Here is a 26317-nt window from a genome sequence, read left to right on the forward strand (position 1 = left end):
AAAGGGAAACCCGCCTGGTTATATTTATTTCTTCTTTGGCATTTGCATGCCTACCTGCATCATCATGGTATTGGGCGATTGCACATTATGGTGTTCCACTACCTGACCGGCATCGTTCATTTTGAAGATATCAACATCTTTCATTTTGTATGATTTGTTGGTGGCCTTCATACCCATAAAATCACCTTTCATGGTACCACTCCATTCGCCCCAAACCATTACCCAATCGCCATCGGCCACATATTTCAAATCGCTGCCTTTGTTATCGGGAAAAGCGGTCATCCAGGTTTGAATCATTTTCATGATGCTGTCTCTCCCTTTTATGGGCGGCATGCTTCCATCGCCATAATCAACACAATCGGGTGAACAATCCTTCAGCATTTCCGCTACATTTTTCGATTCCATAGCCGCAAAACTGGCCATGATCACTTTTTTGTTGCGCTCTGTTTTGCTTTCGGCCATTGCAGAGTCGCCCATCTTATGCTCCCCCGTTTCGGCACCTTCCGTTTTGTTGGTATTGGTACCGCATGAGGTAATAAGCGCTGTAGCAACAGCAAGCAATACAATCGTTTTCTTCATACTTGTTATTTTAGGTTAATAAATGCTACACATTCGGGCCGAATGGTTGGGAACACTAAAAAATTAACAATAGAAGATAGGGTTCGATTGCTACAAATAAGGGCTTATTAAAACCAGCTGCTCGATTTTTTACGTGAAGAACTCTTTCCGCCCAAACCCAATGCGCCCAGTAAACTGCGCGTAATTATATTGGCAGCTGTGCGGCCTATTTGTTTGGTAACAGAGCTGTCAAGCACTTTTTCAAGTGTTGATTTTTCTTCTTTTTTAGAAGCCTTTGAAGGCTTTTCAGCTTCTTTTGCGGCTTTTTCTTCTTCCGTCTTTTGTGCAGCTTCTTCAAGCTTTGCGGTTAAGATCTCACAGGCGCTTTCGCGGTCTTCATCGTTGGCATATTTCTTTACCAGCTTCGATTTATTTACCAGTGAATCCATTTCTGCATCAGTAAGCACATCCATACGCGAACGGGGCGGCACCAACATGGTATGCAGCAAAGGCGTGGGAATACCTTTTTCGTTTAATGCGGTTACCAGGGCCTCACCAATACCCAGCTGGGTAAGCAACTCGGCTGTTTGATAGTATTCAGTTTCGGGATAGTTTTCTGCGGCCTGTTTTATGGTCTTTCTATCAGCAGCAGTAAATGCGCGCAACGCATGCTGTACTTTCAAACCCAGCTGACTTAAAATTGCGGCAGGAATATCCTGCGGGTTTTGTGTACAAAAGAAAATGCCTACGCCTTTTGAACGAATAAGTTTTATTACGGTTTCAATTTGTTGCAACAATGCATCGGTTGCCTCCTGAAATACCAGGTGCGCCTCATCGATGAACATAACCAGCTTGGGTTTGTCAATATCACCGGCCTCGGGTAAAGTAGCATACAGTTCGGCCAGCATTTGCAGCATAAATGTAGAGAACAGCTTAGGCCGGTTTTGCATATCGGTTACACGCAGCACACTTATCATACCACGACCATCATCTGAAATGCGCATCAGATCGTCGATCTCAAAAGAAGGTTCGCCAAAGAAATGATCGGCGCCCTGTTGTTGCAGTTCAATAACTTTACGCAATATGGTACCGGTGCTGGTAGTAGCAATTTTACCATATGCCTTTTCAATCTCACTCTTGCCTTCATCGCTGATATACTGTATTACTTTTATAAAATCCTTCAGGTCGAGCAGGGGCATTTTGTTATCATCGCAATATTTGAAGATGATAGAAACAATGCCTTCCTGGGTATTATTGAGGTCGAGGATCTTTGATAATAAGATAGGGCCAAACTCACTTACGGTAGCACGAAGCCGTACGCCCTTTTCATTGCTGAGCGACATCAGTTCAACCGGAAAAGCCCCGGGTTTATATTCACCGCCGATCTTTGCAAGACGTTCTTTTATATTGTTGTTTTCGGTACCTGCGGCAGCAATACCACTCAGGTCGCCTTTTATATCCATCAGCAGCACTGGTACACTGGCATCACTCAACGCTTCGGCTATCAGCTGCAAGGTCTTTGTTTTACCGGTACCGGTAGCCCCGGCAATTAGTCCATGCCGGTTCATGGTCTTTAATGGAATGCATGCATCTGCTCCCGGCAGCACCTCGCCATCTAATACAGCCGTACCTATGCGAAAAGATTCTCCTTTGAATGTATAGTTATCCTTTACTAACCGAACAAATGCATCTTTATTAGGCATATTAAAATTTTATGGCAGAAAGATACATGTTTACCCCGAACTGGCAAGCCCCTGGCAACGGTCAGATTATAATTTTTATGGAAGTGTTGCAGGCTGGAAGTGGCTTCTTAATATATTGATAGTAAGCACAGTTACCAGTTACCCCGGTCCGTGTTACCAGAACAACAAAAAAGCCGTGCCTAAGCACGGCTTGCGGGTAACTTCTTTAATTGCTGTTCAATTTTGAGGCCGCAGAAAATCGGACTGCCGGCGGGGGAAGCATTATCACATTAGCACATTAGCTAATTATCACATTAGATATCCTCTTCTCTTTCCAGCATCAATATAGCACTTTGCGGAACGATGTAATACTTATCATTTTCATACAACACTTCGGTAGCGCCGCTTAATAAAAAGATGGCCAGGTCGCCCTCTTTTGCCTGCAGGGGTACATATTTAACCTGTTCTTCGCTGCTTTTCCAGCTTTCGTCCTCAACGGGCAAAGGAATGGCATAGCCTGGTCCGGTTTTTATTACATAACCTTGCTGAACTTTTTCACGCTCCCCTACCCCGGGCGGCAGGTATAAACCGGTTTCTGTACGTTCATTGGCCTTTGCGGGACGGATCAATACCCTGTCGCCAATTACTATAAGTTTCTTGAATTTGTTATCAGTTGTCAAACGCATATGACCTTTATTAAAGCTGTAAAATTAACCAATTAACTGTTTATACTCCATATTTGCCACTTAACCGGCCATTAGGTATTATTAACAAATAATTACGCGGCTATTGCCGGAAATGGCAAATGATTTAACTTTATTTACACTATCGAACTAAATCTACATCACAATGGAAGGAAAGAAACCTAAAATTTTATTATGCGAGGACGACCAGAACCTTGGAATGGTGTTGAAGAATTATCTGGAGCTGAATGATTTTGATGTGACGCTGGAACGTGACGGTCGCCTTGGACTTGCCGCTTTTCAACGCGAAAGATTTGATCTTTGCTTACTTGATATAATGATGCCTCACATGGATGGCTTTACCCTGGCTGAAGAGATCCGCGATGTGGACCCCGACATTCCATTATTCTTCCTGAGCGCAAAGACTATGAAGGAAGACATTATTCAGGGCTATAAGCTCGGCGCCGATGATTACATTACCAAGCCTTTCGACAGCGAAGTATTGTTGCTAAAAATAAAGGCCATTTTGAAAAGGAATGAAGAAACTAATAAAGAACAGGAGAACAAAGAATACGACCTGGGTGAATACCACTTCAATCCTAAATTACGCGAACTGAGCCATAGCGGTAAAACCCAAACTTTATCGCCAAAGGAAAATGAGCTGTTGAAAATGTTGTGCGAGCATATGAACGACCTGTTGCCTCGCGAGCAGGCGCTCAAAAAAATATGGGGCAGCGATACCTACTTCAATGGCCGTAGTATGGATGTGTATATTGCCAAATTGCGCAAATACCTGAAAGACGACGACAGCATCGAGATCGTGAACATCCACGGAAATGGTTTCCGCCTGGTTGTTCCGGTTGCCTAATACAGTTTACAGATTTATTTTATTATACCGTTTTTTATAAAGAGCTGCGTATTTCAATACGTGGCTTTTTTATTCAAACAACAAATTCCCCCCTCCACCCGGCGCTACCCTACCCAAATGGGTATAGGCTTTCAAAGTGGCTTCACGGCCGCGAGGGGTGCGTTTTATAAAGCCTTCCTGTATCAGGAACGGCTCATAAACTTCTTCTAACGTACCGGTTTCTTCACCAACCGCCGTAGCAATAGTGGTAATACCAACCGGCCCTCCTTTAAATTTATCAACTATAGTAAGCAGAATGCGGTTATCCATTTCATCGAGCCCATGCTCATCAACATTCAATGCCTTTAATCCATGTTGGGTAATATCCAGGTCAATAACTCCGTTGCCTAATACCATGGCAAAATCGCGCATGCGGCGTAACAGCCCATTGGCAATACGCGGCGTGCCCCGGCTGCGCCGGGCAATTTCACCAGCCGCATCTGAGGTTATTTTCGATCCAAGAATATCGGCAGAACGCTGCACGATCTTTCTCAATGTTTCGGCAGTATAATATTCCAGCCTTTGTTTTATGGCAAAACGCGACAATAATGGCGCAGTAAGCAATCCACTGCGGGTGGTGGCGCCCACCAGTGTAAAAGGGTTAAGCGATAATTGTATGCTGCGGGCATTGGGGCCGCTATCGATCATAATATCTATGCGATAGTCTTCCATTGCCGCATACAGGTATTCTTCCACCACCGTGCTCAACCGGTGAATTTCGTCAATAAACAGCACGTCACGAGGCTCCAGATTGGTGAGCAATCCGGCCAGATCGCCAGGTTTTTCTATAACAGGGCCGCTGGTTTCTTTAATATTCACGCCCAGCTCATTGGCCACAATGCGGCTCAGGGTGGTTTTACCTAATCCCGGCGGGCCGTGGAACAGGATATGGTCCAGGGCCTCTCCGCGCATTTTGGCTGCCTTTATAAAAACAGTAAGGTTTTCGATGATCTGCCCCTGTCCCGAAAAATCATTTATTTCCCGGGGACGGATATTATTCTCAAACTCCTTTTCTGCCGCACTGAGCGTTTCTTTATTGTTATTTAAGTTGGGATTGGACATGTTTTGTTTGGGCTCCTTTGTAAAACTACGCAAATGTAAGCTTGTAAAGCGATGAATTTATGGGGCGAATTTAGTAACTTAATAGAGTGCAATTGTAGCCCTGAGGAACTGCGACCATTCATGATTCACAATACTTTTCATTTATGAAAATAGGTATCATTGGCTCTGGCGCAGTAGGCCAGAAATTGGGTTCTGCCTTTTTAGCCGAAGGGCACGAAGTAATGCTGGGCACCCGCAACCCGGCAAAGAAGAAGTAAAGAACTGGAAGAAAGACAATCCCAAAGGCCAGTGCGGCACCTTTGGCGTAACCGCCCAGTTTGGCGATATATTGGTATTGGCAGTTGGCGGCTCGGTAGCCGAATCGGCCATAAAGCAAGCCGGCGTTTCCCACTTTACAAACAAAGTTGTTATAGACGCCACCAACCCAATAGGTGGCCCGCCAACAGATGGCGTGTTATCGTTCTTTACCGATTTGAACGAATCGCTGTTGGAGCGGCTGCAAAAACAAATTCCACAAGCCAGGCTGGTAAAAGCATTTAACAGCGTAGGCAATTTGCAAATGTATAAACCAACAGTAAAAGGAGGCCCGCCAACCATGTTCATTTGCGGTAATGACGATAAAGCCAAAAAAGCGGTGACAGATATCTTAACCGCCTTTGGTTGGGAAACCGCCGATATGGGCAATGCCACCGCAGCCCGTGCCATTGAGCCATTGTGTATACTTTGGTGTATTCCGGGGTTCTTACATAACCAGTGGGACCATGCGTTTAAATTGTTGAAGGTGTAAGAAAAAAAATTCCGGTATCGAAAACTTTTTAAACGTAGCGCCTAAAAAGTTTTTGAGGCCCTGTTCTAAATTTTCTGACTCATCTAAAAAGTCTTGAGGCCCTGTTGCTTTTTTTCTGATGCCCAAAAGCATTTCCCCATCATTAAATAAACTAATACGGTGGCAAAGTGAAAAAAAATATAGATTATTCCCTATAACTTTACCCTATGAATTTCGATACCTTTAAACAAAGCCTTACAACCGGTACACCGCCGGCCAACAGCAATATATATTTGCAATCACTGTGGCAAGATGGTAAAGGCAATTGGGATGAAGCCCATACGCTTATTCAGGACCTTACCGATAAAACCGCAGCCTGGATACACGCTTATCTGCATCGCCGCGAGGGAGATGTTTTTAACGCCAACTACTGGTATACAAAAGCCGGCAAACGTATGCCCGGGTATTCACTTGAACAGGAATGGGAAGAACTGGTGAAAGGCATGTTATAATTTAAATGCTTCACCGGCAGCCATTGGTAATACTAATACCAATGAGTATTTTTATCCTATAACCCCAATCCATGATCATACTGGGCCTACCCATTATTTTTATTGCGCTCAGCGGCCTGTTTGCGCTATTTTATTTTCTGAATTATTACGCAAACCGTACACCCATAAGCGGCGCTTTATTTTCTACTGTTGAGATCATATCGGTAGTTGTAGCCCCTTTGCTGTATCTGCTTGTTATGGATATACCCAACCACAACAATTGTTGCGGCGATAGCGCTTTATTTTCTCCCCAACACCGGCCCACAATTTATTTACTTATAGTCGCCTGCCTTGTTGCCTATTTTTATTCAGGGTACAGAAAAACCGTCTCAACGCCGGTACTTGAAATAGTGATCAATCTATTATTGATAACCGGTATTGTACTGAACATTTTTATTCTTATTCATATGAAAGAATTCAGGTGGGCCGCTGTTATTGGCAACATTCCCATTATACTGTTGTTTACTATGACGCTGGGTGTAAACCAACAACGGTTAATAAACCATATTCAGAAAAGTGATATGCAACCCAGGAATGGCCTGGAAAGGATAGCGCTGAAAATATTATTACTGAAACCCATTGCAAAATTTCCGTTGCTGTTCCTGCTTAGTGTTCCTTTGCTTACGCTTATTGCTGCCATCCTTTTGCTGGTGGGTCAAAAACCCGATTCTATGATCAGGGCATTTACCGACACGTATAAGCATGGATTATCGGCCCTCGATTACCAATGCGATAATGTAGCTTGTGGCGGTCATTTTTTATGTTCGGTTGCAGCTAAGGGACATAAAGATCTTGTAAAACCCACCCGGCTTGGCATCAGGAACGAACGGCTTATTCTTTGTAACCGGCAGTTGCTTGTTTCCAATGCATTTGAAGATCTGCTTCAACAGAAATTACCATTCTTACATAACATCATTCGCAGCAATTATAACCATGTTGGTAAGGTCATTCATCGTTATTACAATGTATTCAATATTAAATGGGTGAGCGATGTTGTATATGTTATTATGAAACCGGCCGAATGGTTCTTCCTACTGGTATTGTATACATTTGACAAGAACCCCGAGAACAGGATTGCGAAACAATACATCAGCAGCGAACACCGCCGGCAGCTGGAGCAGCATTAAACCCGCTCAATTTTACAAATGTAACAGCAGGCTTGTGCATTACGGGCATGCAGGTATTCAATCTCAGTATGCTGTTCAAATATTTGAGGTATTAATTCATCTACATCATCATCACCAACAAGACGGGTAAATACCATCAGTTGTTCTTTACTATACCCTACCAGTGATAATGGAAAACTTTTCTTATTGGCTTTTATTTCGGGCGGAAACCGATAAACATCTGAATACGCTTCTACTTCTTCCTTATTTATAAAAACTGGTCCGGGTTGGTTATAAGCGTTATCAATGTCGAATGGGGTATGACTTATTAAAAGCCGCGTGTCAACTCCTTTTTCAAATGGTTTTAAAGACACTCTGCAGGGCCCTAAGCCTGCTGCCAATTGTTCAATAACGGAATGACCAAATTCATCTTTACCGGTTGCCCTTATTTTAGCAGCGTAGTCTTTTGATAAAGGAACAATTTTAAACTTCTTCATCATATGCAATTTTATAACACAAAATTGCACTTACGAATAGTAAACATCAACCCGTTTATTGCTTTATGTACCGGTTCAATTGTAAAATAAGATCGGGATCGGGACAATTAGCGAGGTATTTATCTCTTTCCGAAAATTTACATACGCCGGGATAATCGCCTTCTTTTAATTGCATATCAAGTATGATCTGAAAATGAAGATGCGGCGGCCAATGCCCATTTTCACGTTGATCGCCAAAATGGGCAATGGTTTGACCAATACTAACGTACTGCCCGGCTGAAACATTTTGTATATCGCGTAAACTTAAATGACCATAGAGCGTATAAAATGCGACGCCATCAAGCTGGTGAAGTAATATTAACGTTGCACCATAATCGCCAGGCTGATCATTGAATGCAAAGCTATGCACCATGCCACCCATAAAAGCATACACCGGTGTGCCTACCGGCCCCCAAATATCAACGCCTAAATGTAAGCGGCGTGGCTCTTCATTGGGTTGTTTCCCATCAAATACATTACTTATGCTGTAAATAGTTCGATGTTCATTATAACCACCTATGCCATACCGGGAGTTGCTTGCATGTACCTTCCGTTGAACGTAATCAGTTAAAGCATAACGCATTTTATCGGGTGTAAGCTCTGTATTGTTCCGGGTAAAATCAAGCGCACATAAACGATCGGTTGCAGGGTCAAAATCCACTACACGATGAAATGTAAACTGGTATTTGCGAATGATATTATCAAATGATAGTGGCTCCAAAGCTAATAGAATTATAATACGCTAATAATCAGGCACCTTGCAAAACGAATATTTTAATCTGCAAAGCCGGTTTGCTAATATACAATCATCTCCTTAATAATCAATTAGTAGTAACCCTAGCCCAAGGGCTAAAAAACACTTACTTTTCAACAAAAGATCAAATTTGATCCTTTACGGGCTATCAAATTATAAAATGGCATAATTTCTGACTACGTATCATATAAAATTGTAGGGTATGGATACGTGGACGATTATATTTTATTTGATACTAGCCGCAACGATTGTATCGTATACCATTCTGATGAATTATAAAAAAGACCGGAATGAGTATATGAAATCAACAGACCAGGACGAAGCAAAAAGACCATAAGTTTTTACTCCGTTCCGTTGGCGACTACTACTTCCTCAGTGGGCAACAATTCGCTGTAATTCACTTCGACTTGGCTGATCAATTTGTCTTCCAGCATATTTGCCATGGTCTCAAAATACATGACCACATGCTCACGCACGTTTCTTTTCAACCATCTAAAGCCTTCGGGTAACCGGTTCAACACTTCCCTGTCTTCGAGGTATTCAATGTTATGAATGTCCGTAGGCGTTAGTCCCATCTCTTCCAGCTTCTTCAATAGTAAATTAACAGGTGCATTGGTAACGGGGCAGCTTTCCTGCGCCAGTTCCGTCCATTCACCAATACCCGTATGTGCATATGTAAGAATCTCTTCTTTACTTAATTCAGTGGTGGCTTGCAATAAATGTCCGCAATTACAGGCGCCATGATGTCCCCAGGCATAATAATTGCCATTAACCAGGCCGGCAGCGGCTTTTCGTAGTCCCTCTATCAACGCTGTATTTGGATGTGCCATAACATAAATTTAAATCCCAAATCTCAGGTTCCAAGAACCAAATAAATACAAAAAACCCAAAAGCATAAACCCTTTGTAAGTTAAGAATTTCCGTTTGGGAAAGTTATTGGATCTTAATATTTAATCGTTGATACGGCTTGAGATTTGAGTTTTGTGATTTCATTTTGGAGCTTGAGATTTGAGCATTGAGATTTCATTTGGAGCTTGTAATTTGAGATTTGGAATTTTTCATCGAATTGTTAAATGAAAATCAAAGCAAAATATACCCTTATTTAGGGCGTTTAAAACTATTACCACCAAAATCAATCGCCTTGAAAACATATATTTTACTGCTTTTACTGTTTTGTGGCTTCTTGTCAAATGTATTACAATCTCAAACTATTACGGGCGCCTGGAAAGGCAGGATCGGTTCGGCCCATACGGAATTAAAACTCATTAAAAAGGGCGACAGCCTGTTAGGTACCTCTTACTACTATACTTCACGTAACAATTATGTACGGTATGCCGTAAAAGGTTATTTCGATCCCAACAGCAATAGTGTTGTTTGGTGGGATGACGCCATGCTCGAAGACCGCCTCTCGGGCAAGATCTTTGGCGCCGATGGTAAAGAAGCGCTTTTATCGGTAGCTGATTTTAATTGCCCCGGCGAAAAAACAATGCGGCTCGATGGCGAAAGTACCGATCGCGATGATAAGGACAAACCCAGGGGCACTGTAGCGCTGCAAAAGATCACTTCATCGGGCTTTCATGATGAATGGGATTTTGTGTTGGAGAATTATATTTATGGCGCCAATGATCCTGAGATCATCGATAGCGTTGCACGAATGCATGGTGTGCCTAATGAGGTAACAGAAGAAAGGGAAACCGAACTGGCCAGCACCACGGTGAAGTCTGTTCCAAAGAATGATCCTTCTATTGCAGTTAAAGCGCCGCCCATTGTTGAGAAGAAAAAAGCAACGCCAGTGCCCGCCGGTACAGCCCAGCAAAAGTTTAGTACACGTGAAAAGAAGCTGGCTACAGTTATACCTATTACGGGCGATAGCATTGAGCTTCGCTTTTATGATAATGCCGTTGTTGATGGCGATTCCATTGCTGTTTTCATGAACGATAAAATGGTATTTGAACATGTGCGGCTTAACAACAAACCATATACGCTTAAGCTATCAGTTGATGACCTGCCCGAAGACAATGAAATGGTGATGGTGGCCGAGAACCTGGGAACCATTCCACCCAATACCTCGCTAATGGTAGCCATTGTTGATGGTAAACGCTTTGAAGCCCGCCTCGAAAGCACCGAGAACAGTAGTGCGTTGATAAGGTTTATTAAGCAGAAGAAGAACAACAATAGACAATAGGCAATTAGCAATAAGAAAAAAGAAGCCGCATCGTCCATTTGATGCGGCTTCTTAATTTTAAGATTTATTGTATTTCTTGCCAATTGTCAATTGCCTATTGGCTACACCACCACATTCACCATCTTCCCCTTCACAAAAATTACCCTTTTGTGCGGTTTGCCTTCCATCCATTTTTGAATAACGTCGTTGCCCAATACAATCTTTTCTACTTCTTCCTGCGGCGCATCGAGCGCTATTTCAATAGTCGTACGCAACTTTCCGTTTACAGAAATAGGATACTCCTTGCTGCTCTCCACCAAATAGCTTTCATTCAGCTTTGGAAATTCAGCATCCAGAATACTGGTGGTATTGCCCAACAAATGCCATAATTCTTCACTCACATGCGGCGCATACGGCGTAAGCAGTATCAGCAGGTTCTCAAGGATCTCTTTTTTATGACATTTCAGTTCTATCAAATCATTTACGCACACCATGAAGGCGCTCACCCCGGTATTGAATGAGAACCTTTCGGTATCATCTTCAATTTTCTTAATGGTCTTGTGCAATGCTTTTAATTCAGCGGCATTGGCTTTTTCTTCCGTCCACACCCTGCCCTTTGTTTCATCATAGAACAAACGCCACAGCTTTTTCAAAAAGCGATGCACCCCTTCAATACCTTTTGTTTCCCATGGTTTGCTTTGCTCAACCGGCCCCAGGAACATTTCATACATGCGGAAGGTATCGGCGCCGTATTTGTTCACCACATCATCGGGGTTCACTGTATTATACAAACGCTTACTCATTTTCTCGACCTCGGTTCCGCAAATATATTTGCCATCTTCCAGTATAAATTCGGCCGTTTCATATTCAGCGCGCAATTTTCTGAACGCCTCAATATCCAGCTCTACCCCATCTACAATATTTACATCAACATGTATGGCATCGGTTGAATATTGATCTTTCAACCCGAACGATACAAACTTATGATCGCCATGAATACGATACACAAAGCGGCTGCTGCCCTGTATCATTCCCTGGTTAACGAGTTTTTTATAAGGCTCGTCATGACCAATATGCCCCAGGTCGAACAGGGCTTTCGTCCACATACGGCTGTACAACAAATGCCCCACCGCATGTTCGGTTCCTCCAATATACAGATCTACCTGGCCCCAGTAATCGCTGGCCTTGCGGCTGCAGAACTCGGCGCCATTGTGGGGGTCCATATAGCGCAGGAAGTACCAGCTGCTGCCGGCATAACCAGGCATGGTATTCGTTTCGAGGTGGCGGTTTGTCCACTCGGGAATATTGGCCAGCGGCCCCTCGCCTTCAGGGCCCGGTTTATAACTATCTACATGCGGCAACTCCAACGGCAGTTCGTTTTCCGACAATGGATAAGCAATACCATTCTTCCAAACAATTGGGAATGGTTCGCCCCAATAACGTTGACGGCTAAAGGCCGCATCGCGCATTTTGAAATTCACCTTACGTAGCCCAATGCCCATTTCTTCAATCTTCTTTATCACTACTTCCATGGCATTGCGCATTACCATACCATTGAGGAAATCAGAGTTCTCGAGCTTGGCATCTTTGGTAGCGTTGGCTTCTTTACCATCGTAATGACTGCCAATGATATTGGTAATGGGAATATTGAAATGTTGCGCAAACTTATGATCGCGTTCATCGCCGCAAGGCACGGCCATAATGGCGCCGGTTCCATAACCAGCCAACACGTATTCACTGATCCAAACCGGAATTTCCTTTCCATTGAATGGGTTCAATGCATAAGCCCCGGTAAATATGCCCGTGATCTTCTTCTCGGCCATCCGTTCACGCTCGCTGCGACTTTTTACATAGGCAATGTATTCCTCTACCTGCTGTTTGTGCTCGGGCGTGGTGATAGCGTTAATAAGATCATGCTCGGGCGCAATTACCATAAAGTCTACGCCAAAGATGGTATCGGGGCGCGTGGTATATACAGTAAGGGTTTCGCTTGATCCCTTAAGATTAAAAGTAATTTCAGCGCCATAGCTTTTACCAATCCAGTTGGTTTGCATTTCCTTCATGGAGTCGCTGAACTCAACGCGATCGAGGCCTTCCAGTAAGCGGTCGGCATACTCAGTAATACGCAAGTACCACTGACGTAATTTTTTCTTCACCACCGGGTAACCGCCTCTTTCGCTTACCCCATTTATCACTTCATCGTTGGCCAATACGGTACCCAACGCTTCGCACCAGTTTACTTCGCCATAGCCACAAAAGGCCAGGCGGTATTCCATTAAAATATCCTGTTGCTCTTTTTCGGTAAATGCAGCCCATTCGGCGGCGGTAAATACCCGTTTGCCGGTTTTGGCAATATGGTATTTGTCGTGCGGAATTTCATGGCTGGCATTTCCCTCCTGTTCGAAGGCTTTAATCAGACCATCGATGTGCTCGGCCTTTTTGGTTTTGCGATTGTAAAAGCTATGGAACAATTGTAAAAAGATCCACTGGGTCCATTTGTAGTAGGACGGATCGCTGGTGCGAATTTCCCGGTTCCAGTCGTAGCAAAAACCGATATTATCGAGCTGGCGGCGAAAAGTTTTGATATTTTGGTCGGTACTTATAGCCGGGTGTACGCCATGGTCGATGGCATACTGTTCGGCGGGCAGTCCAAACGCATCGTACCCCATGGGGTGCAGCACGTTAAACCCTTTTAACCGTTTAAAGCGACTGTAAATATCACTGGCAATATAACCCAGCGGATGGCCCACATGCAGGCCGGCCCCACTTGGGTAGGGAAACATGTCAAGTACGTAAAACTTGGGTTTCGGGGAATCATTGCTCACATTGTAGGCGCCTGAAGCTTTCCACTGTGCCTGCCATTTTTTTTCAATATCCCTGAAGTTGTATTCCATATCTTATGCTTGGTTCTGGTTAGTTCTTAGTTATAATTCCGATTGTGTTTTTGGTACTTTTTGTCACCTTCTTACCCGGCGGTCCCTTTTCACCGGCATTCGAATTTAGGACGGCATTTAATTTGCTATAACTCACACTGAACTGACAATCAAACGTTGAGGAAACGTTAAAAAGTCATTCACACCTGAAATTTTTATATCAATTCTATCGTTAAGAAGGATGTCAAAAATACGGATAATAACCATTTTACCGGGATAAAACCGTTATTTTTGCCGCTCTTTTAGAGGCAATTATCATCTCGTCAAAAACTAAAATTACATGGCGCAATTCGGAAAAGCATCGGCCAAGCGTTCCAAACCCTCCTACTTCATGGCCATATTAGGGGTTACCATTGTACTTTTTTTTGTAGGCGTTTTCGGATGGCTGTTATTAAACGCCAGCCGATATACCGATGAGTTGAAAGAAGACATAAAAATTCAGGTATACCTGCGCCGCAGTGCCTCCCAGGCCGATGTGGACAGCCTGATGCAATACATTAAATCCCGTCCGTACACGCAAACCGTTGAATTTATTGACAAAGAAGCTGCCAAACAGCAATGGATGAAAAACGGGGAAACCGATTTTACTGAATTGCTCGATGAGAATCCCCTGCCCGCCTCCATTGATTTCAACCTGAAAAACGCATTTGTACAGAAAGATACCATCGCAGCCATAAAGGCCGATATGGAACAACGGCAACTGGTGGTTGAAAGTGTAAAATACCCCGCCTTTGTGGTGGAAAAAATGGGCTCATCGGTTCGGGTTGGGCTAATCGTTTTCGCCTCCCTGGCCGCCCTTTTCTGCGTTCTTTCTATTATACTTATTGATAATACCATTCGCCTGGCCATGTACAGCAACCGGTTCTTAATAAAGACCATGCAAATGGTAGGCGCTACCCGCGGGTTTATTGCCAAACCGCTGAATATGCGCGCGGTATTGAATGGCGCCATTGCCGCATTGGTGGCCATTAGTCTTATTTACGGATTAATGTTGCTTTCAGAATATTTTCTGCCCTACCTGCGCGACCTGCGGGATAATGGCAAAGTGTTCATTTTGTTTGGTTTCCTGATCGTACTGGGAATCAGCATTACCCTTTTCAGTACCTACCGCAGCGTGGTAAAATACCTGAAAATGAAACTCGACGAGCTTTATTAATTCACCAGATTACCTATATTGCGCACCTAATACTTGGCCCAAATGAAGGAAACTAAAAAAACAACCGCTCCAGCCGCCAGCCTGTTCACAAAAGATAATTACATGTGGATGATTGCAGGTATTATAGTGATGGCTATTGGCATTATTTTAATGGCTGGTGGTAAAAGCAACGATCCAAATGTGTTTAAGAATACTGAGGTGTACAGCACACGCCGTATTACCATTGCCCCCATTTTAATTCTGTTGGGCCTGGGTATTGAAGTGTACGCCATTTTCAAAAAACCGAAAGTGAGCTAAGTGTAACTCGTTTACAATTAATTAATATAACCTTATTAAAAGCGATGCCTAGAAAGTATCGCTTCTTTCTTTTATATACGTATTGTTATAAACCCGCCGACCGATCATCTTTTCAATTGAATAACAACACATAACAAAATGAGCACGCTTCACGCCATCATCATTGCCATCATTGAAGGGTTAACAGAATTCTTACCAATTTCTTCAACCGGCCATATGGCCATTGCCTCAGCCATCATGCACGAGAATGGCGATTTTGCCAGGTTGTTCGAGATAGTGATACAGTTTGGCGCCATTTTATCGGTTGTCGTATTGTACTGGCGCAAATTTTTCGACTTTAAAAAGATCTCTTTTTACATAAAGCTTTTCATAGCTATTATACCGGCCCTGGCCTTTGGCGCATTATTCAAAAAGCACATCGATGCTATGCTCGAAAAGCCAATGATCATTGCGCTTATTATGTTACTGGGTGGTGTTGTACTGCTGTTTGTTGATAAATGGTTTCAAAAACCGGCTATTGATAAAGAAGAAGAGATCACCAATAAAAAAGCATTTATTGTTGGTTGCTACCAGGTGCTGTCAATTATTTTCCCTGGGTTAAGCAGAAGCGCCGCTACTATTATCGGAGGAATGCAGCAGAAATTAAGCCGCCGCCTGGCAGCTGAATTCTCTTTCTTTTTAGCTGTGCCTACTATGCTGGCCGCCACTGTTAAGAGCCTGTACGATATGTATAAAGAACAACCGCAGGTGTTGAACACCGATAACCTTAGCACCTTGCTGTTAGGTTGTGGTATTGCCTTTGTTGTGGCGCTGCTGGCAATTAAATTCTTTATTGGCTTTTTGCAGAAATATGGGTTTAAATTATTTGGCTGGTATAGAATTGTTGTTGGATTGGCATTGTTGATATTGTTCTATTTTAAAATTATTGGATAGATCGTGAAACGGCAAACGTGAAACGTGAAAAGGTTGCCGAAATTGGAGGTTCACTTCTTTTTGCCCCGGTATAAATTTCGAGCGGCTGATTACGAATATTAGCCTCATAATTCGCGAGCAATTTCACGTTTGCCGTTTCACGTTTCACGTTTTTACGACTCCCCCTAACCTTACAAAGCTTTCTATCATGCAGATAGCCCCCCGTAAAGTAATCAACTCCTGGTGTATGTACGACTGGGCCAACTCGGCATACAACCTGGTTATTACATCAACCATATTCCCGGCTTATTACGAGGCCATTACCAAAGGAAAAACGCCCGATAACGAAGTAGAATTCCTTGGCAGAAAATTCGTAAACACGGCGTTATATAATTATGCATTGGGCGCCGCATTTATTGTAGTGGCTTTTATTTCGCCCATACTTACTTCAATAGCCGATTACCGTGGCAACAAGCGCAACTTCATGCGCTTTTTTTGTACCATGGGCGCGCTTTTTTGTAGCCTGCTGTACTTTTTTGCACCCAGTCCGTTACCCGGCGATAAGTTCACGCTATCAAACACCAGCCTCAACATTGGTATCTTTTGCATGGTGATCTCCTGCATTGGGTTCTGGGCCAGCCTGGTATTTTATAACTCCTTTCTGCCCGACCTGGTGCCACATCGCCTGCGCGACCGTATAAGTGCGCGTGGTTATACCTGGGGCTACATAGGCAGCGTTATACTGCAGATCTTATGTTTTGTTATTGTATTTCTTCCAGAATCGTTTGGCTTTCATACTACCTATGAAAAGGACTTTATGCCCGCGCGGGTTTCGTTTGTACTGGTAGGTTTGTGGTGGTTGGGTTTTGCACAAATTCCTTTCCGCAACCTGCCTATTAGCACCGTTAAAGAACGGCACGAACGCAAGAACGTATTCAGTAATGGATTTCTTGAATTAAAGAAAGTATGGTCACAGCTGAAACATATGCGGGTGCTTAAATTGTTTCTGGTATCGTTCTTTTGGTATAGTGCAGGTATACAAACTGTGTTTCTTGCTGCTACACAATTTGGAGCCAAGGAATTGCACCTGAAAACAGACAAACTTATTATCACCATCATGATCATTCAGCTGGTAGCTATTCCGGGCGCCATTCTTATATCACGCGCATCTGAACGGTTTGGCAATATAAAAACGCTGATGGTGGTTGTATTAATTTGGATAGGCGCCTGCATAGGCGCATACAATACATATACCGATGTGCAATTTTATATATTGGGTAGCATTGTAGGTTTGGTAATGGGTGGCATACAATCGTTGAGCCGCTCAACCTATAGTAACCTGATGCCCGAAACAAAAGATACCGCTTCGTTCTTTAGCTTTTATGATGTTACTGAAAAAATAGCACTTGTAATAGGCATGTTCTCCTTTGCATATATTGAAGAACAAACCATTCATTTTGGCGGTATGCGTAACTCGGTACTGGCATTGATCGTATTCTTTATGCTGGGCTTTGTTTGGCTGGGTTTAACCATGCGGGCTTACAACAAATCGCAAAAGCTACAGGCCCTAAAAGCATAGAGAAAAATGGTAACGTTTTTGCAGAACAACTAACAAACTAAACACAATGCAATTATACTCTATAAATACCGGTTATTTCAAATTAGATGGCGGCGCTATGTTTGGTGTAGTACCTAAATCAATCTGGAATAAGCTAAACCCTGCCGATGAAAATAACCTGTGTAACTGGGCCATGCGCAGCATGCTTATTCAGGAAGCCAATCGACTGATATTGATCGATAATGGTATGGGCGATAAGCAGGATGAAAAATTTATGGGCCATTACTATTTGAATGGTGACGATTCATTGAACAAATCGCTGGCAAAATATGGCTTTACGCCCGATGATATCACGGATGTTTTTCTTACGCACCTGCATTTTGACCACTGCGGTGGTAGTATTATTCGTTCAAATGGTAAATTGATTCCGGCATTTAAAAACGCAACCTACTGGAGCAACTTACGGCATTGGGAAGCTGCAACCGTACCTAACGATCGCGAGAAGGCATCGTTCTTAAAAGAAAACATTTTACCTATACAGGAAAGCGGTCAGTTAAAGTTTGTTGAACCAACCGATGGTGTTGAATTCAGCGATACTATGAAGGTTCGCTTTGCTTACGGGCATACAGAAGCTATGATGTTACCGCAGATAAGCTATAAAGGCCATACGGTTGTTTATGCAGCCGATTTGCTGCCTGCAGTGGCCCATCTGCCTATTCCCTATGTAATGGCTTATGATATGTTTCCGCTTACTACGCTGTTAGAGAAGAAACAATTCCTTACCGAAGCAGTAGAAAACAATTACATCTTGTTTTTTGAACACGATCCTGTTAATGAATGTTGTTCACTGCAAATGACGGAGAGAGGTGTAAGACACAAGGATGTGTTTAAGTTAGAAGAATTGTAAGAAAAAAATCCAAATCACAAAATACAAGAACCAAATAAAATACAAGTTTTAAAAGAAGCCTCAAGTTTAATAGCTTGAGGCTTCTTATTTTCGGTTATACAGCTGGCAAATTTAATATTCAATTTCTCCGGTATTCGTGTCATTATTTATACTCCGTGAAACTCCAATCTGGCGCCGCTTTCGCTACTGACTGCTGTCAATAAATTACAGCAAAAGAAGTTAATAACGCTAACCAGACTTCGAATGTCAAAGAACTTTCACATATGCTTACGTCACAAATGTACAGCAACAAACAACATAGGTATTCAAATATGTGATGGTCTTCGGAAAGTGGTGTGATGAGTTCCTCAAATTGGTGTGACGAACATGCATTTCACCTCGGAAATGCATGTGCTGGTGTGACGAACTCCTCCATTTGGCGAGATGAACCGGCCAAAACAGGTGACGTTCGACATTTTTTCACGATTTGGCCTCTTTGCTACCTCGAAACCTCCTCTTTGGGTCCTCATTGGGTCCTCTTTGGGTCCTCGGCCACGGAGGTCGAAATGTGGTCCCATAGAGGTTTCAATGAGATTAAAGCGGCTATTTTCAAGCTGCGCGCTTATTTTACGGCCCCGATTCATGTAGTTAAAACACAATAAGATAGCAAAATTGTTTGCCTTCCGGCTGCCTGGTGGCTTTTTTGAGATCTTACATCATTTAACGGCAGATTTCTACCATTTTTTGTGCAGCAACAACTGTCTATTTCTAAAAAATTGAACTCACTTATTTATTGCGTTTGTTTAAAGTTTTTTCTTTCTTTTTATTCGTTCACAATATTTATTTTTCAACAACGATCTCAAAATTGGAAAAAATATTTTTATTGATTTTCTTTTTCACTGTGAATAAATTTTAATGAAAAAGCAAACATCACTATAACGTTAAAACGTTTTTCAGTTTTTTAATTTTTTATGCAGCTGCTAAAAATAAAAAATAAAATTTTCGATAGTTATCAAACCTGCAACTTCATCAACTTAAATTAAAAGCAACCGTCTACTGTTTTTATCTAAAAAATATTTATTTCCTGAAACCCGCTCCCAGACTATATTTTATTGATTTATAAATAATTATTCCTTACCTTTGTTCAACACCCTGAAACATAAAGATGTAAAGATTGAAAACGTATATTAATCCAACGGTGTTCAATTAATAATAATACTGAAAAGGTAAAAAGCGGTATAAACGACAACTTCGTTTATGGTCATTTTACTTAAATACAGGCAGACTTCCATTCATTAAGCTCCTCTAAACTGAGCCTATAATAATAGCTTGTCCATATCGGTTAGCGTTAGTGTACAAGAGACCATAATATAGTATTTCTTCAGTCAAATAGTAAAAACACCAGTTGTCGTTTTTTGCGTTTTAGACGTTTTTGTCGTTTCTAAAAATCAGCAGATCTCATAGCTCAAAACGACATTACGTTATTTTGACATATTGTTTTTCCACGATTCGTTTGCAGATTTTGCATTTTTTGATGAAAATCTGATTTTTTGCTTCTCGCAGATTTCTACTTTCTCAATCGCCGATTTTGCCATTTTTTAAATTTCTACTCACGCGTTTATTTAAATCGATGAATTTAATTGACGAAGTGACGGGCAAGCGACGAAAATCAATTTTTTGCGATTTTTATTAATTTGAGGGTTTTGAAGATTTCGACGCTCGTGTTAATTTTTGATCTCGTTTCAAAAATTAGCTGTGAAGTGATGAAGAATGCAAATTGAGCGATTTTTAGTTTTTTTGCTTCCGAACAGAAATTCGTCGATTTTTAAAATTTGACCAGCCGGTTGATTCGCCGATGGCGATGGCGATCGGCCGCAGCGATTAAATTTCGTTAGTTGCTCAAAATTGCATTTTTTTCAATTTTGGGGTTCCGGCAAAAATTCAGGCATTTTTAGAATTTTGATCGTCACGTAGAATTTGGCGGCGGCTTTAAAATTCGTCGTCCGGCGATGGCGAGCATCACAAAAACCGCAAATAGCGATTTTGCGAAAATTACTATTTCAATTTTTGGCGAAAACCCAAATTCATGGATTTTTAAATTTCTGGCCTCGTGATTCAAATTAGCGCAGCAGCCGATTTATGAAAATTCAGTATTTCGTAAAATTGGACATTTCAAATTTCCAAGGTCATTGAAGAATCGTTGAAAGAATTTGAGGCAGGTTGCAGATGCTGTTATGCGCTATATAATTCGATCTCTCACAAAAGTGCATATTCAGCGCTTTTTAAATTTCTAACCCCGCGTTTCTCAAATTAGCACGGCGATTAAAAATAGAGGTCAGCTGAGGAAAATTCAGCATTTCGCAGATTATGATAAATTTCAAATTTTGCTTGTCTTCGGTGAGTTTATGACAGCAGAAGATGCTTTTCAAGCGCCGCGGAGCTACGAATTCAGTTTTCTCTCTAAAAACGCAAAATCAACGTTTTTTGAATTTCCAACCGAGTGCTTCTCCCGTTTCAGAAAATGGAGCATTTTTCACATTTGGGGAGGCGCCATTGGGCTGCATTTGTTTTTCGTGTACGAAAGCGTGTCGCCAGAGCTATAGCGCTGACGCAAAGCGCAGCGTGAGGCGTTACTAATTCATTTTTTGACAAACCGCAAATTCAGGCATTTACAAGACTCCCTGCCTTTTGTTGGTTTAATATTAACCGACAATAGAAACTGGAAGCGAATGACAAATACTGCATTGAACCGGGCCCAGGTAGCGTCCGGAATCGTTCTAAGGAGATTCAAAAATCAGGGCTTCTAAATTTCTACCCCAGCCCTAAAAATAAAATCCCGACGTTAACCGCCGGGATTTAAACTATTGAAAATCAATTTATTTATTCTCTCAAAACGCACATTATAAGCTAACCAGCGAGGTAAGCGGATAGCGCAAATTGCGATAGCTGATCATATCTATTTTCACACTTCCTACCGAAATAGGGCTTTCAATACGCACCGGAACATGGTTCTTATCGTCGCTCACCCATACGGTCATTTTTTCACCGCCTTCAAAAATGGTCCCTTTAATTAGCAGGGGTTTAAATTTAATGGCTTTGAATTTGCCGTATTTGGTTTTGATGGTTTCTTTACCCAAATAGCGGATGTACATCTCATACACCTCATTATCAAGGAACATGGAGAAGGAGATCCTGTCGTTTACTTTATATTTATTGAAATCGATATTTCGTGAGTAATAAACGGCGCTCAGCACATCCTGCACACATTCGGGCACTTTATATACGCCCTGGTTGGTTACCGCCGAATTAGTGGTTTTGTTAAACGTTACATTCTCATACTTCTTATACCCACCCTCGTACACATTACGAATAAACCGGTATGGCTGCAGGGTGGCCGTATCTACATACGTTTCATACTTATCGCGAACCTTAAAGAAGTTGTCGTAAAAAGAATAAGTTTTTCCATCCCCAACAATATGGTATACCGGTTTACCGGCCAATTTTTCGAGCGTAGTATTAAAAGTGGCTTCTCCAGCTCCAAAATAAGCCCCTACTACTGTATAAAATACCTTCAGGGTTATTTGCTCACCGTTTGAAAAAGCTGAATTACGTATTTCGCAAAAGCCGTCACCAGCTCTCAACGGAAAACTTATGATCACAAACAGGAGAAAAACGAGTGGTCGGTTTACTTTCATGTAACGCTTCATTAATCCAGTTAATAAGGTTGACGTCCGGGCCGGTGTATTATTTTTTATTCTTAAACACTTTTATGCCTAAAATGAGCAAGCTCCCTATCAATGCTGGTATAACCAGGTTAATGATCCAGATGGCCAGGGAAGTTGCCAGTATACCGGTAATATTGCTATCAAAAAGTTGTACCACTTCAATGCCGATCTTCCAACGCATCCCTAATTCAGTGATCACAGCTATAGTTGGCACTATCGATAAAACAAGAAATATAACACTTACAGTTCCCGCAACCTGCGCAGCCGTTACATGCACATCAAACACATCGAACAACAAATAATATTGTCCTATAAACACGCTATAACGCAGTACTGATAAAGACAATATTCGAAATAAGATAGTTGCGTTAAGACTATCTAAAACTCGTATATAGGAAACTGGTTTTTGTAGTCTTGGTATCCTTTCAATCCATCTTACCAGGCCTGCCAAACGAAAATAAAATAATGTTAAAACCACTGCTCCGGCAATGGCGAAATATAACACCATATTTAACCAAAGCCCTGCAAACGTATGAAGCAATTTTGTATTCCCAAATGCCTGTAAATATAAAATTCCGCCAATTCCTGCCCACCAGGTTACCAGCAGCTGCCCCATACTGCACACAATAGTAAGAGAAATTGCTTTTACCCGCGTGCCTTCATCAAGATATAATATTCGTCCCATGTACTCCCCTATACGGTTAGGAGTAAAAAATGCCAGTGTAGTTCCGGTAAACACGGCTTTACATGATTGAATAAACGATAATTTCTGAACACGCTTTATAACTATTTGCCATTTGCGGCTTTCTAATCCCCAATTAGCAAACATCAATGCTACAGTAAGGCCCAGTTTCCAGCCTTCGGCACCACGTATGGCCTGCCAGGCATGCTGTAAAGAAGCCTGCCAGTTGTTCTGCTTTATCAACTGCCTGTAAATTGACCAGGCCAGCAGGCAAAACACCAGCGGGCCTATCACATAGTTGAGCAGAATTTTAATATTTTTGTTCTTGATCAGCACTAAAATAAGTTCACAAAGTAATCCAATCCCCACGCTCCTTGCAAACACCTTCTAAAATAATTCTTGGTATAGATCCCGGAACCCTGTTCATGGGATATAGTCTTATTGTGGTCTCCTCTCAAAAAATAAAACTGCTTGAGATGAGCACCCTGAAACTAAATGCCCGTAAAGACAATTACGAGCGTCTGCAACTCATTCATCAAAAGGTTAGCGATCTTATTAAACAATATAAACCAGTGAGCTTTGCCATTGAAGCCCCATTCTTTGGTAAGAACGTACAAAGTATGCTTAAATTGGGCAGGGCTCAGGGCGTGGCTATTGCAGCCGCCATGACTGCCGGGTTGGAAGTATGTGAATATTCGCCCAAAAAAGTAAAACAAAGCATAACCGGTAATGGTAATGCAGATAAAGAGCAGGTATGGCAAATGCTGCAACGTATTTTATCTATTCAGCATAATACCGATATAAAATATCTGGATGCTTCTGATGCCCTGGCTGTAGCGGTTTGTCATCATTTTCAGGATAACGCGCTGCTTAAAACCGCCGGCAAAAAGCTAAAAGGCTGGGAAGATTTTATTGCGAAGAACCCTGGAAGGGTTCAAATTAAACGGCAATCGTGAATCGGTGATGATTTCCGAAACTTAAGGCTACGCTATCGTAAAACGGCAAACGTGAAACGTGAAAGGGGTGGCCGAATTTCGAGGCTCGCGCATCTCGGCAATCGGCAATCGTGAATCGGCAATAGCTTCCGAAACTTCAGGCCTCACGAAGTCGTAAAACGTGAAACGGCAAACGTGAAATAAATACAGCAGAACTAAGAACTAAAAACTGAGAACTGCCTTTTCCTTTATCACCTTGATCAACCATATCAACCTTTCAACCAGCCTCCTATCAACTCCCAGTCAACTCGTAAACGCGTTAACTCGTCAACTCCCCCACAATCTTCTCCTGCGCCGCTTTCAATTGTTCGGGCGACAGTTTCAACTTTCCACGGGTAAAATTCAGATCATCGATACCATTAATAGGCACCAGGTGTAAGTGCGCATGCGGCACTTCGAGCCCTACAACCGATAAACCCACCCGGTTACAGGGAAACGACTTCTCTATTGCCTTTGCTATAGGTTTTGCAAACACCAGCATACGGCTCAGGTATTCATCGGGCACATCAAAAAACTTATCTACCTCCAGTTTCGGTATCACCAATACATGCCCTTCAACCAAAGGAAATATATCGAGAAATGCGAAGAACTGATCGTCCTCAGCAATTTTATATGACGGAATTTCACCGGCAATGATCTTTGAAAAAATAGTCATACGCCTGGTAATTTATAATTCAGAAAAGTTGGGAAATAGGTAGAACGAACGCCTGTCTTAAACAGTGATGTCTTCAATCTTGAACTTCAGCAAACCGGCAGGCACCTGAACTTCTGCCACGTCGCCAACAACTTTGCCAAGCAGGCCCTGGCCAATTGGTGAAGTAATAGAGATCTTACCCAACTTCAGATCGGCTTCTTTTTCAGAAACAAGCGTGTAGGTAATCTTCTTCTTATTAGCAAGATTGGTAATAGTAACTTTGGTAAGGATAGAGACCTTACTTGTATCAACATTTTCGGTATCCAATATACGAACGCTGGCAATATCGCTCTCCAGCTTCTTTAATTTAGCTTCCAATATACCCTGGGCTTCCTTGGCTGCATCATACTCTGCATTCTCTTTTAAGTCACCTTTTTCACGTGCTTCAGCAATTGCCCTGGCAGCAGCCGGACGATCGACCGTACGCATACGCAACAACTCCTCTTTCATTTGCTCAAGCGTTTCTTTTGTAACGTATAAAACAGTACTCATAAAAACCTCCTTATTTTAAACCAGATATAATTTGGTGTTCAGCTATAAACAGAAAAAAAGAACAACGCCTCTGGGCTGAAGCGTTGCACTACTGTATAAAACAAAAATAAAGTTTTTTTCAGAATGAATAAGGTCCCGGGGTTTATTTTTTAACCGGTAAACCGTTAAAAAAGGTTCCCCAGGTTAAAAACCCATTAGAACGGCAACTCTTTTACCAGTAATACCTGGCGCCGAAAACTGCCTTTCGGGCTTACCAGCCCTATATTCCCAACTTCTCCAACACTACACTGGCCATCTTATAAAACGCTTCGTGGCTATACCCGGCAATATGGGGCGTAATTAACACATTGGGTTGATGCAAAAGCCAGTCCAGCTCCTTTTTTTCAGCCTCAGACCAGGTATCTATCTTTTCGTTCTCCAACACATCGAGCCCGGCGCCGGCAATTTTACCGTTTTGCAAGGCCCTTATAATAGCACCTGTGTCCTGCACCTTACCACGCGACGCATTCAAAAAAAATGGCTTACGTTCAAGGGCATTAAAAAAGGCGTCGTTGGCGTAATGGAACGTTTCATCAGTTAATGGCAAATGTAAACTTATCACATCGGCATAACGGGCTACTTGCTCCACGTTAGCTTCGCGCACATAAGCTTTGGCAAAGTCATATTTATACTTATCACATGCCAAAACCGTAACATCGAAGGGCGCCAGTAAACGGGCAAAAGCCCCGCCGGTATTTCCATAACCTATAATACCAACGGTTTTACCCGTTAGCTCAATACCGCGGTTGGCATCGCGTATCCATTTGCCTTCCCGTATTTCCTGCATGCTGCTGTTCATTTTGTTCATAAGGCTTAACAACATGCCCAATGAATGCTCGGCAACCGCATTACGATTACCCTCAGGACTGCTTGCGCATTTTATGCCCTTGTTTTCGGCATAAGCTACATCTATAAGCTCCATGCCACTGCCCAGGCGGCCGATCCATTTCAACTGCGTTGCCCGGTCGAGCATGGATTTGTCGATCTTAATGCGGGTAGTAACTATCAGCCCTTCTGCTTCCTGAATAGTATTTAATAACTCTTCGTAAGTAACAGCGGGTACATATTCTATAGTGAATCCTTTCTTTTGTAATTGTTCTGTAAGCCACTCGTGTACTTTGGCTGTAATAATAACTTTCTTCATCTTACTAATTGTTCAACGTTAAAGGGGTAAGCCCG

At 42.3% G+C, this 26317-nt stretch carries 26 protein-coding genes; 13 read left to right on the top strand and 13 right to left on the bottom strand.

The window, feature by feature from the left end; genetic code table 11:
• Window positions 1-24: 24 nt before the first annotated feature.
• The 3 genes from GGD38_RS10220 to GGD38_RS10230 all read right to left on the bottom strand — a co-directional run bounded on the left by GGD38_RS10220 (window position 25) and on the right by GGD38_RS10230 (window position 2926).
• On the bottom strand, window positions 25-579 hold the full coding sequence (locus GGD38_RS10220; protein ID WP_375298092.1) for an ester cyclase: 555 nt from the start codon (window positions 577-579) through the stop codon (window positions 25-27).
• A gap of 107 nt (window positions 580-686) precedes the next feature.
• Window positions 687-2261, bottom strand: a complete 1575-nt coding sequence (locus tag GGD38_RS10225; protein WP_375298091.1) for a helicase HerA-like domain-containing protein — start codon at window positions 2259-2261, stop codon at window positions 687-689.
• A gap of 293 nt (window positions 2262-2554) precedes the next feature.
• Window positions 2555-2926 (bottom strand): co-chaperone GroES, encoded by a 372-nt coding sequence (locus tag GGD38_RS10230; protein WP_375298090.1) that lies wholly within the window; start codon window positions 2924-2926, stop codon window positions 2555-2557.
• Between the two features lie 163 nt (window positions 2927-3089).
• Here GGD38_RS10230 and GGD38_RS10235 point away from each other — a divergent pair, with 163 nt between their 5' ends.
• Window positions 3090-3791, top strand: coding sequence for a response regulator transcription factor (locus GGD38_RS10235; protein ID WP_205508722.1), 702 nt, complete (start codon window positions 3090-3092; stop codon window positions 3789-3791).
• Between the two features lie 69 nt (window positions 3792-3860).
• Here GGD38_RS10235 and ruvB read toward each other — a convergent pair whose 3' ends face one another.
• Window positions 3861-4892, bottom strand: a complete 1032-nt coding sequence (ruvB, locus tag GGD38_RS10240) for a Holliday junction branch migration DNA helicase RuvB (RefSeq protein WP_375298089.1) — start codon at window positions 4890-4892, stop codon at window positions 3861-3863.
• A gap of 143 nt (window positions 4893-5035) precedes the next feature.
• Between ruvB and GGD38_RS10245 the strand changes: the two genes are divergently transcribed.
• The 4 genes from GGD38_RS10245 to GGD38_RS10260 all read left to right on the top strand — a co-directional run bounded on the left by GGD38_RS10245 (window position 5036) and on the right by GGD38_RS10260 (window position 7336).
• Window positions 5036-5149, top strand: a complete 114-nt coding sequence (locus GGD38_RS10245; protein WP_375298088.1) for an NAD(P)-binding domain-containing protein — start codon at window positions 5036-5038, stop codon at window positions 5147-5149.
• Between the two features lie 71 nt (window positions 5150-5220).
• Entirely contained in the window at window positions 5221-5679 is a 459-nt protein-coding gene (locus GGD38_RS10250; RefSeq protein ID WP_375298087.1) for an NADPH-dependent F420 reductase, read from the top strand.
• 206 nt (window positions 5680-5885) lie between these two features.
• Complete coding sequence (locus GGD38_RS10255; protein WP_375298086.1) at window positions 5886-6170, top strand: hypothetical protein; 285 nt, start codon at window positions 5886-5888, stop codon at window positions 6168-6170.
• 71 nt (window positions 6171-6241) lie between these two features.
• Entirely contained in the window at window positions 6242-7336 is a 1095-nt protein-coding gene (locus GGD38_RS10260; RefSeq protein ID WP_375298085.1) for a DUF6688 family protein, read from the top strand.
• On the opposite strand, the gene GGD38_RS10265 is transcribed toward GGD38_RS10260, so the two are convergent.
• Together GGD38_RS10265 and GGD38_RS10270 are read right to left on the bottom strand one after the other, a co-directional pair.
• Window positions 7333-7815, bottom strand: coding sequence for a DUF1203 domain-containing protein (locus tag GGD38_RS10265; protein ID WP_375298084.1), 483 nt, complete (start codon window positions 7813-7815; stop codon window positions 7333-7335). The genes GGD38_RS10260 and GGD38_RS10265 overlap by 4 nt on opposite strands.
• Before the next feature lie 52 nt (window positions 7816-7867).
• The gene (locus tag GGD38_RS10270) at window positions 7868-8572 is read right to left on the bottom strand and encodes a peptidoglycan DD-metalloendopeptidase family protein (RefSeq protein ID WP_375298083.1); all 705 of its coding nucleotides are present in this window, start codon (window positions 8570-8572) and stop codon (window positions 7868-7870) included.
• Between the two features lie 235 nt (window positions 8573-8807).
• Here GGD38_RS10270 and GGD38_RS10275 point away from each other — a divergent pair, with 235 nt between their 5' ends.
• Window positions 8808-8942 (top strand): hypothetical protein, encoded by a 135-nt coding sequence (locus GGD38_RS10275; RefSeq protein ID WP_375298082.1) that lies wholly within the window; start codon window positions 8808-8810, stop codon window positions 8940-8942.
• 4 nt (window positions 8943-8946) lie between these two features.
• On the opposite strand, the gene GGD38_RS10280 is transcribed toward GGD38_RS10275, so the two are convergent.
• Window positions 8947-9435 (bottom strand): hypothetical protein, encoded by a 489-nt coding sequence (locus GGD38_RS10280; RefSeq protein WP_375298081.1) that lies wholly within the window; start codon window positions 9433-9435, stop codon window positions 8947-8949.
• Window positions 9436-9746: 311 nt separating this feature from the next.
• Between GGD38_RS10280 and GGD38_RS10285 the strand changes: the two genes are divergently transcribed.
• Window positions 9747-10790, top strand: a complete 1044-nt coding sequence (locus tag GGD38_RS10285; RefSeq protein WP_375298080.1) for a hypothetical protein — start codon at window positions 9747-9749, stop codon at window positions 10788-10790.
• Between the two features lie 101 nt (window positions 10791-10891).
• Here GGD38_RS10285 and leuS read toward each other — a convergent pair whose 3' ends face one another.
• The gene (leuS, locus tag GGD38_RS10290; protein WP_375298079.1) at window positions 10892-13663 is read right to left on the bottom strand and encodes a leucine--tRNA ligase; all 2772 of its coding nucleotides are present in this window, start codon (window positions 13661-13663) and stop codon (window positions 10892-10894) included.
• A gap of 319 nt (window positions 13664-13982) precedes the next feature.
• Between leuS and GGD38_RS10295 the strand changes: the two genes are divergently transcribed.
• From GGD38_RS10295 to GGD38_RS10315, 5 genes are all read left to right on the top strand, one after another.
• Complete coding sequence (locus GGD38_RS10295) at window positions 13983-14858, top strand: cell division protein FtsX (RefSeq protein WP_375298078.1); 876 nt, start codon at window positions 13983-13985, stop codon at window positions 14856-14858.
• A 42-nt stretch (window positions 14859-14900) separates the two neighbouring features.
• Window positions 14901-15155, top strand: a complete 255-nt coding sequence (locus GGD38_RS10300) for a DUF3098 domain-containing protein (RefSeq protein WP_375298077.1) — start codon at window positions 14901-14903, stop codon at window positions 15153-15155.
• Between the two features lie 138 nt (window positions 15156-15293).
• Entirely contained in the window at window positions 15294-16088 is a 795-nt protein-coding gene (locus GGD38_RS10305) for an undecaprenyl-diphosphate phosphatase (protein ID WP_375298076.1), read from the top strand.
• Window positions 16089-16275: 187 nt separating this feature from the next.
• Window positions 16276-17646: an MFS transporter gene (locus GGD38_RS10310; RefSeq protein WP_375298075.1), complete on the top strand. Its 1371-nt coding sequence runs from the start codon at window positions 16276-16278 to the stop codon at window positions 17644-17646.
• A 46-nt stretch (window positions 17647-17692) separates the two neighbouring features.
• Window positions 17693-18532 carry an MBL fold metallo-hydrolase gene (locus GGD38_RS10315; protein ID WP_375298074.1) on the top strand — a complete coding sequence of 280 codons (840 nt, stop codon included), beginning with the start codon at window positions 17693-17695 and terminating at the stop codon, window positions 18530-18532.
• Between the two features lie 2879 nt (window positions 18533-21411).
• On the opposite strand, the gene GGD38_RS10320 is transcribed toward GGD38_RS10315, so the two are convergent.
• Together GGD38_RS10320 and GGD38_RS10325 are read right to left on the bottom strand one after the other, a co-directional pair.
• Window positions 21412-22206 (bottom strand): DUF3108 domain-containing protein, encoded by a 795-nt coding sequence (locus GGD38_RS10320; RefSeq protein ID WP_375298073.1) that lies wholly within the window; start codon window positions 22204-22206, stop codon window positions 21412-21414.
• A 49-nt stretch (window positions 22207-22255) separates the two neighbouring features.
• Window positions 22256-23254 (bottom strand): lysylphosphatidylglycerol synthase domain-containing protein, encoded by a 999-nt coding sequence (locus GGD38_RS10325; protein WP_375298072.1) that lies wholly within the window; start codon window positions 23252-23254, stop codon window positions 22256-22258.
• 38 nt (window positions 23255-23292) lie between these two features.
• Here GGD38_RS10325 and ruvC point away from each other — a divergent pair, with 38 nt between their 5' ends.
• On the top strand, window positions 23293-23874 hold the full coding sequence (gene ruvC / locus GGD38_RS10330; RefSeq protein ID WP_375298071.1) for a crossover junction endodeoxyribonuclease RuvC: 582 nt from the start codon (window positions 23293-23295) through the stop codon (window positions 23872-23874).
• Window positions 23875-24172: 298 nt separating this feature from the next.
• Here the strand turns inward: ruvC and GGD38_RS10335 are convergent, their stop codons facing one another.
• The 3 genes from GGD38_RS10335 to GGD38_RS10345 form a co-directional block, all read right to left on the bottom strand.
• Window positions 24173-24568, bottom strand: coding sequence for an HIT family protein (locus GGD38_RS10335; RefSeq protein ID WP_375298070.1), 396 nt, complete (start codon window positions 24566-24568; stop codon window positions 24173-24175).
• Window positions 24569-24625: 57 nt separating this feature from the next.
• On the bottom strand, window positions 24626-25099 hold the full coding sequence (gene greA / locus GGD38_RS10340) for a transcription elongation factor GreA (RefSeq protein WP_375298069.1): 474 nt from the start codon (window positions 25097-25099) through the stop codon (window positions 24626-24628).
• Between the two features lie 259 nt (window positions 25100-25358).
• Window positions 25359-26282: an NAD(P)-dependent oxidoreductase gene (locus tag GGD38_RS10345; RefSeq protein WP_375298068.1), complete on the bottom strand. Its 924-nt coding sequence runs from the start codon at window positions 26280-26282 to the stop codon at window positions 25359-25361.
• Window positions 26283-26317 lie beyond the last annotated feature (35 nt).

The organism is Niastella sp. OAS944, from assembly GCA_024809215.1.
Classification (GTDB): domain Bacteria; phylum Bacteroidota; class Bacteroidia; order Chitinophagales; family Chitinophagaceae; genus Niastella.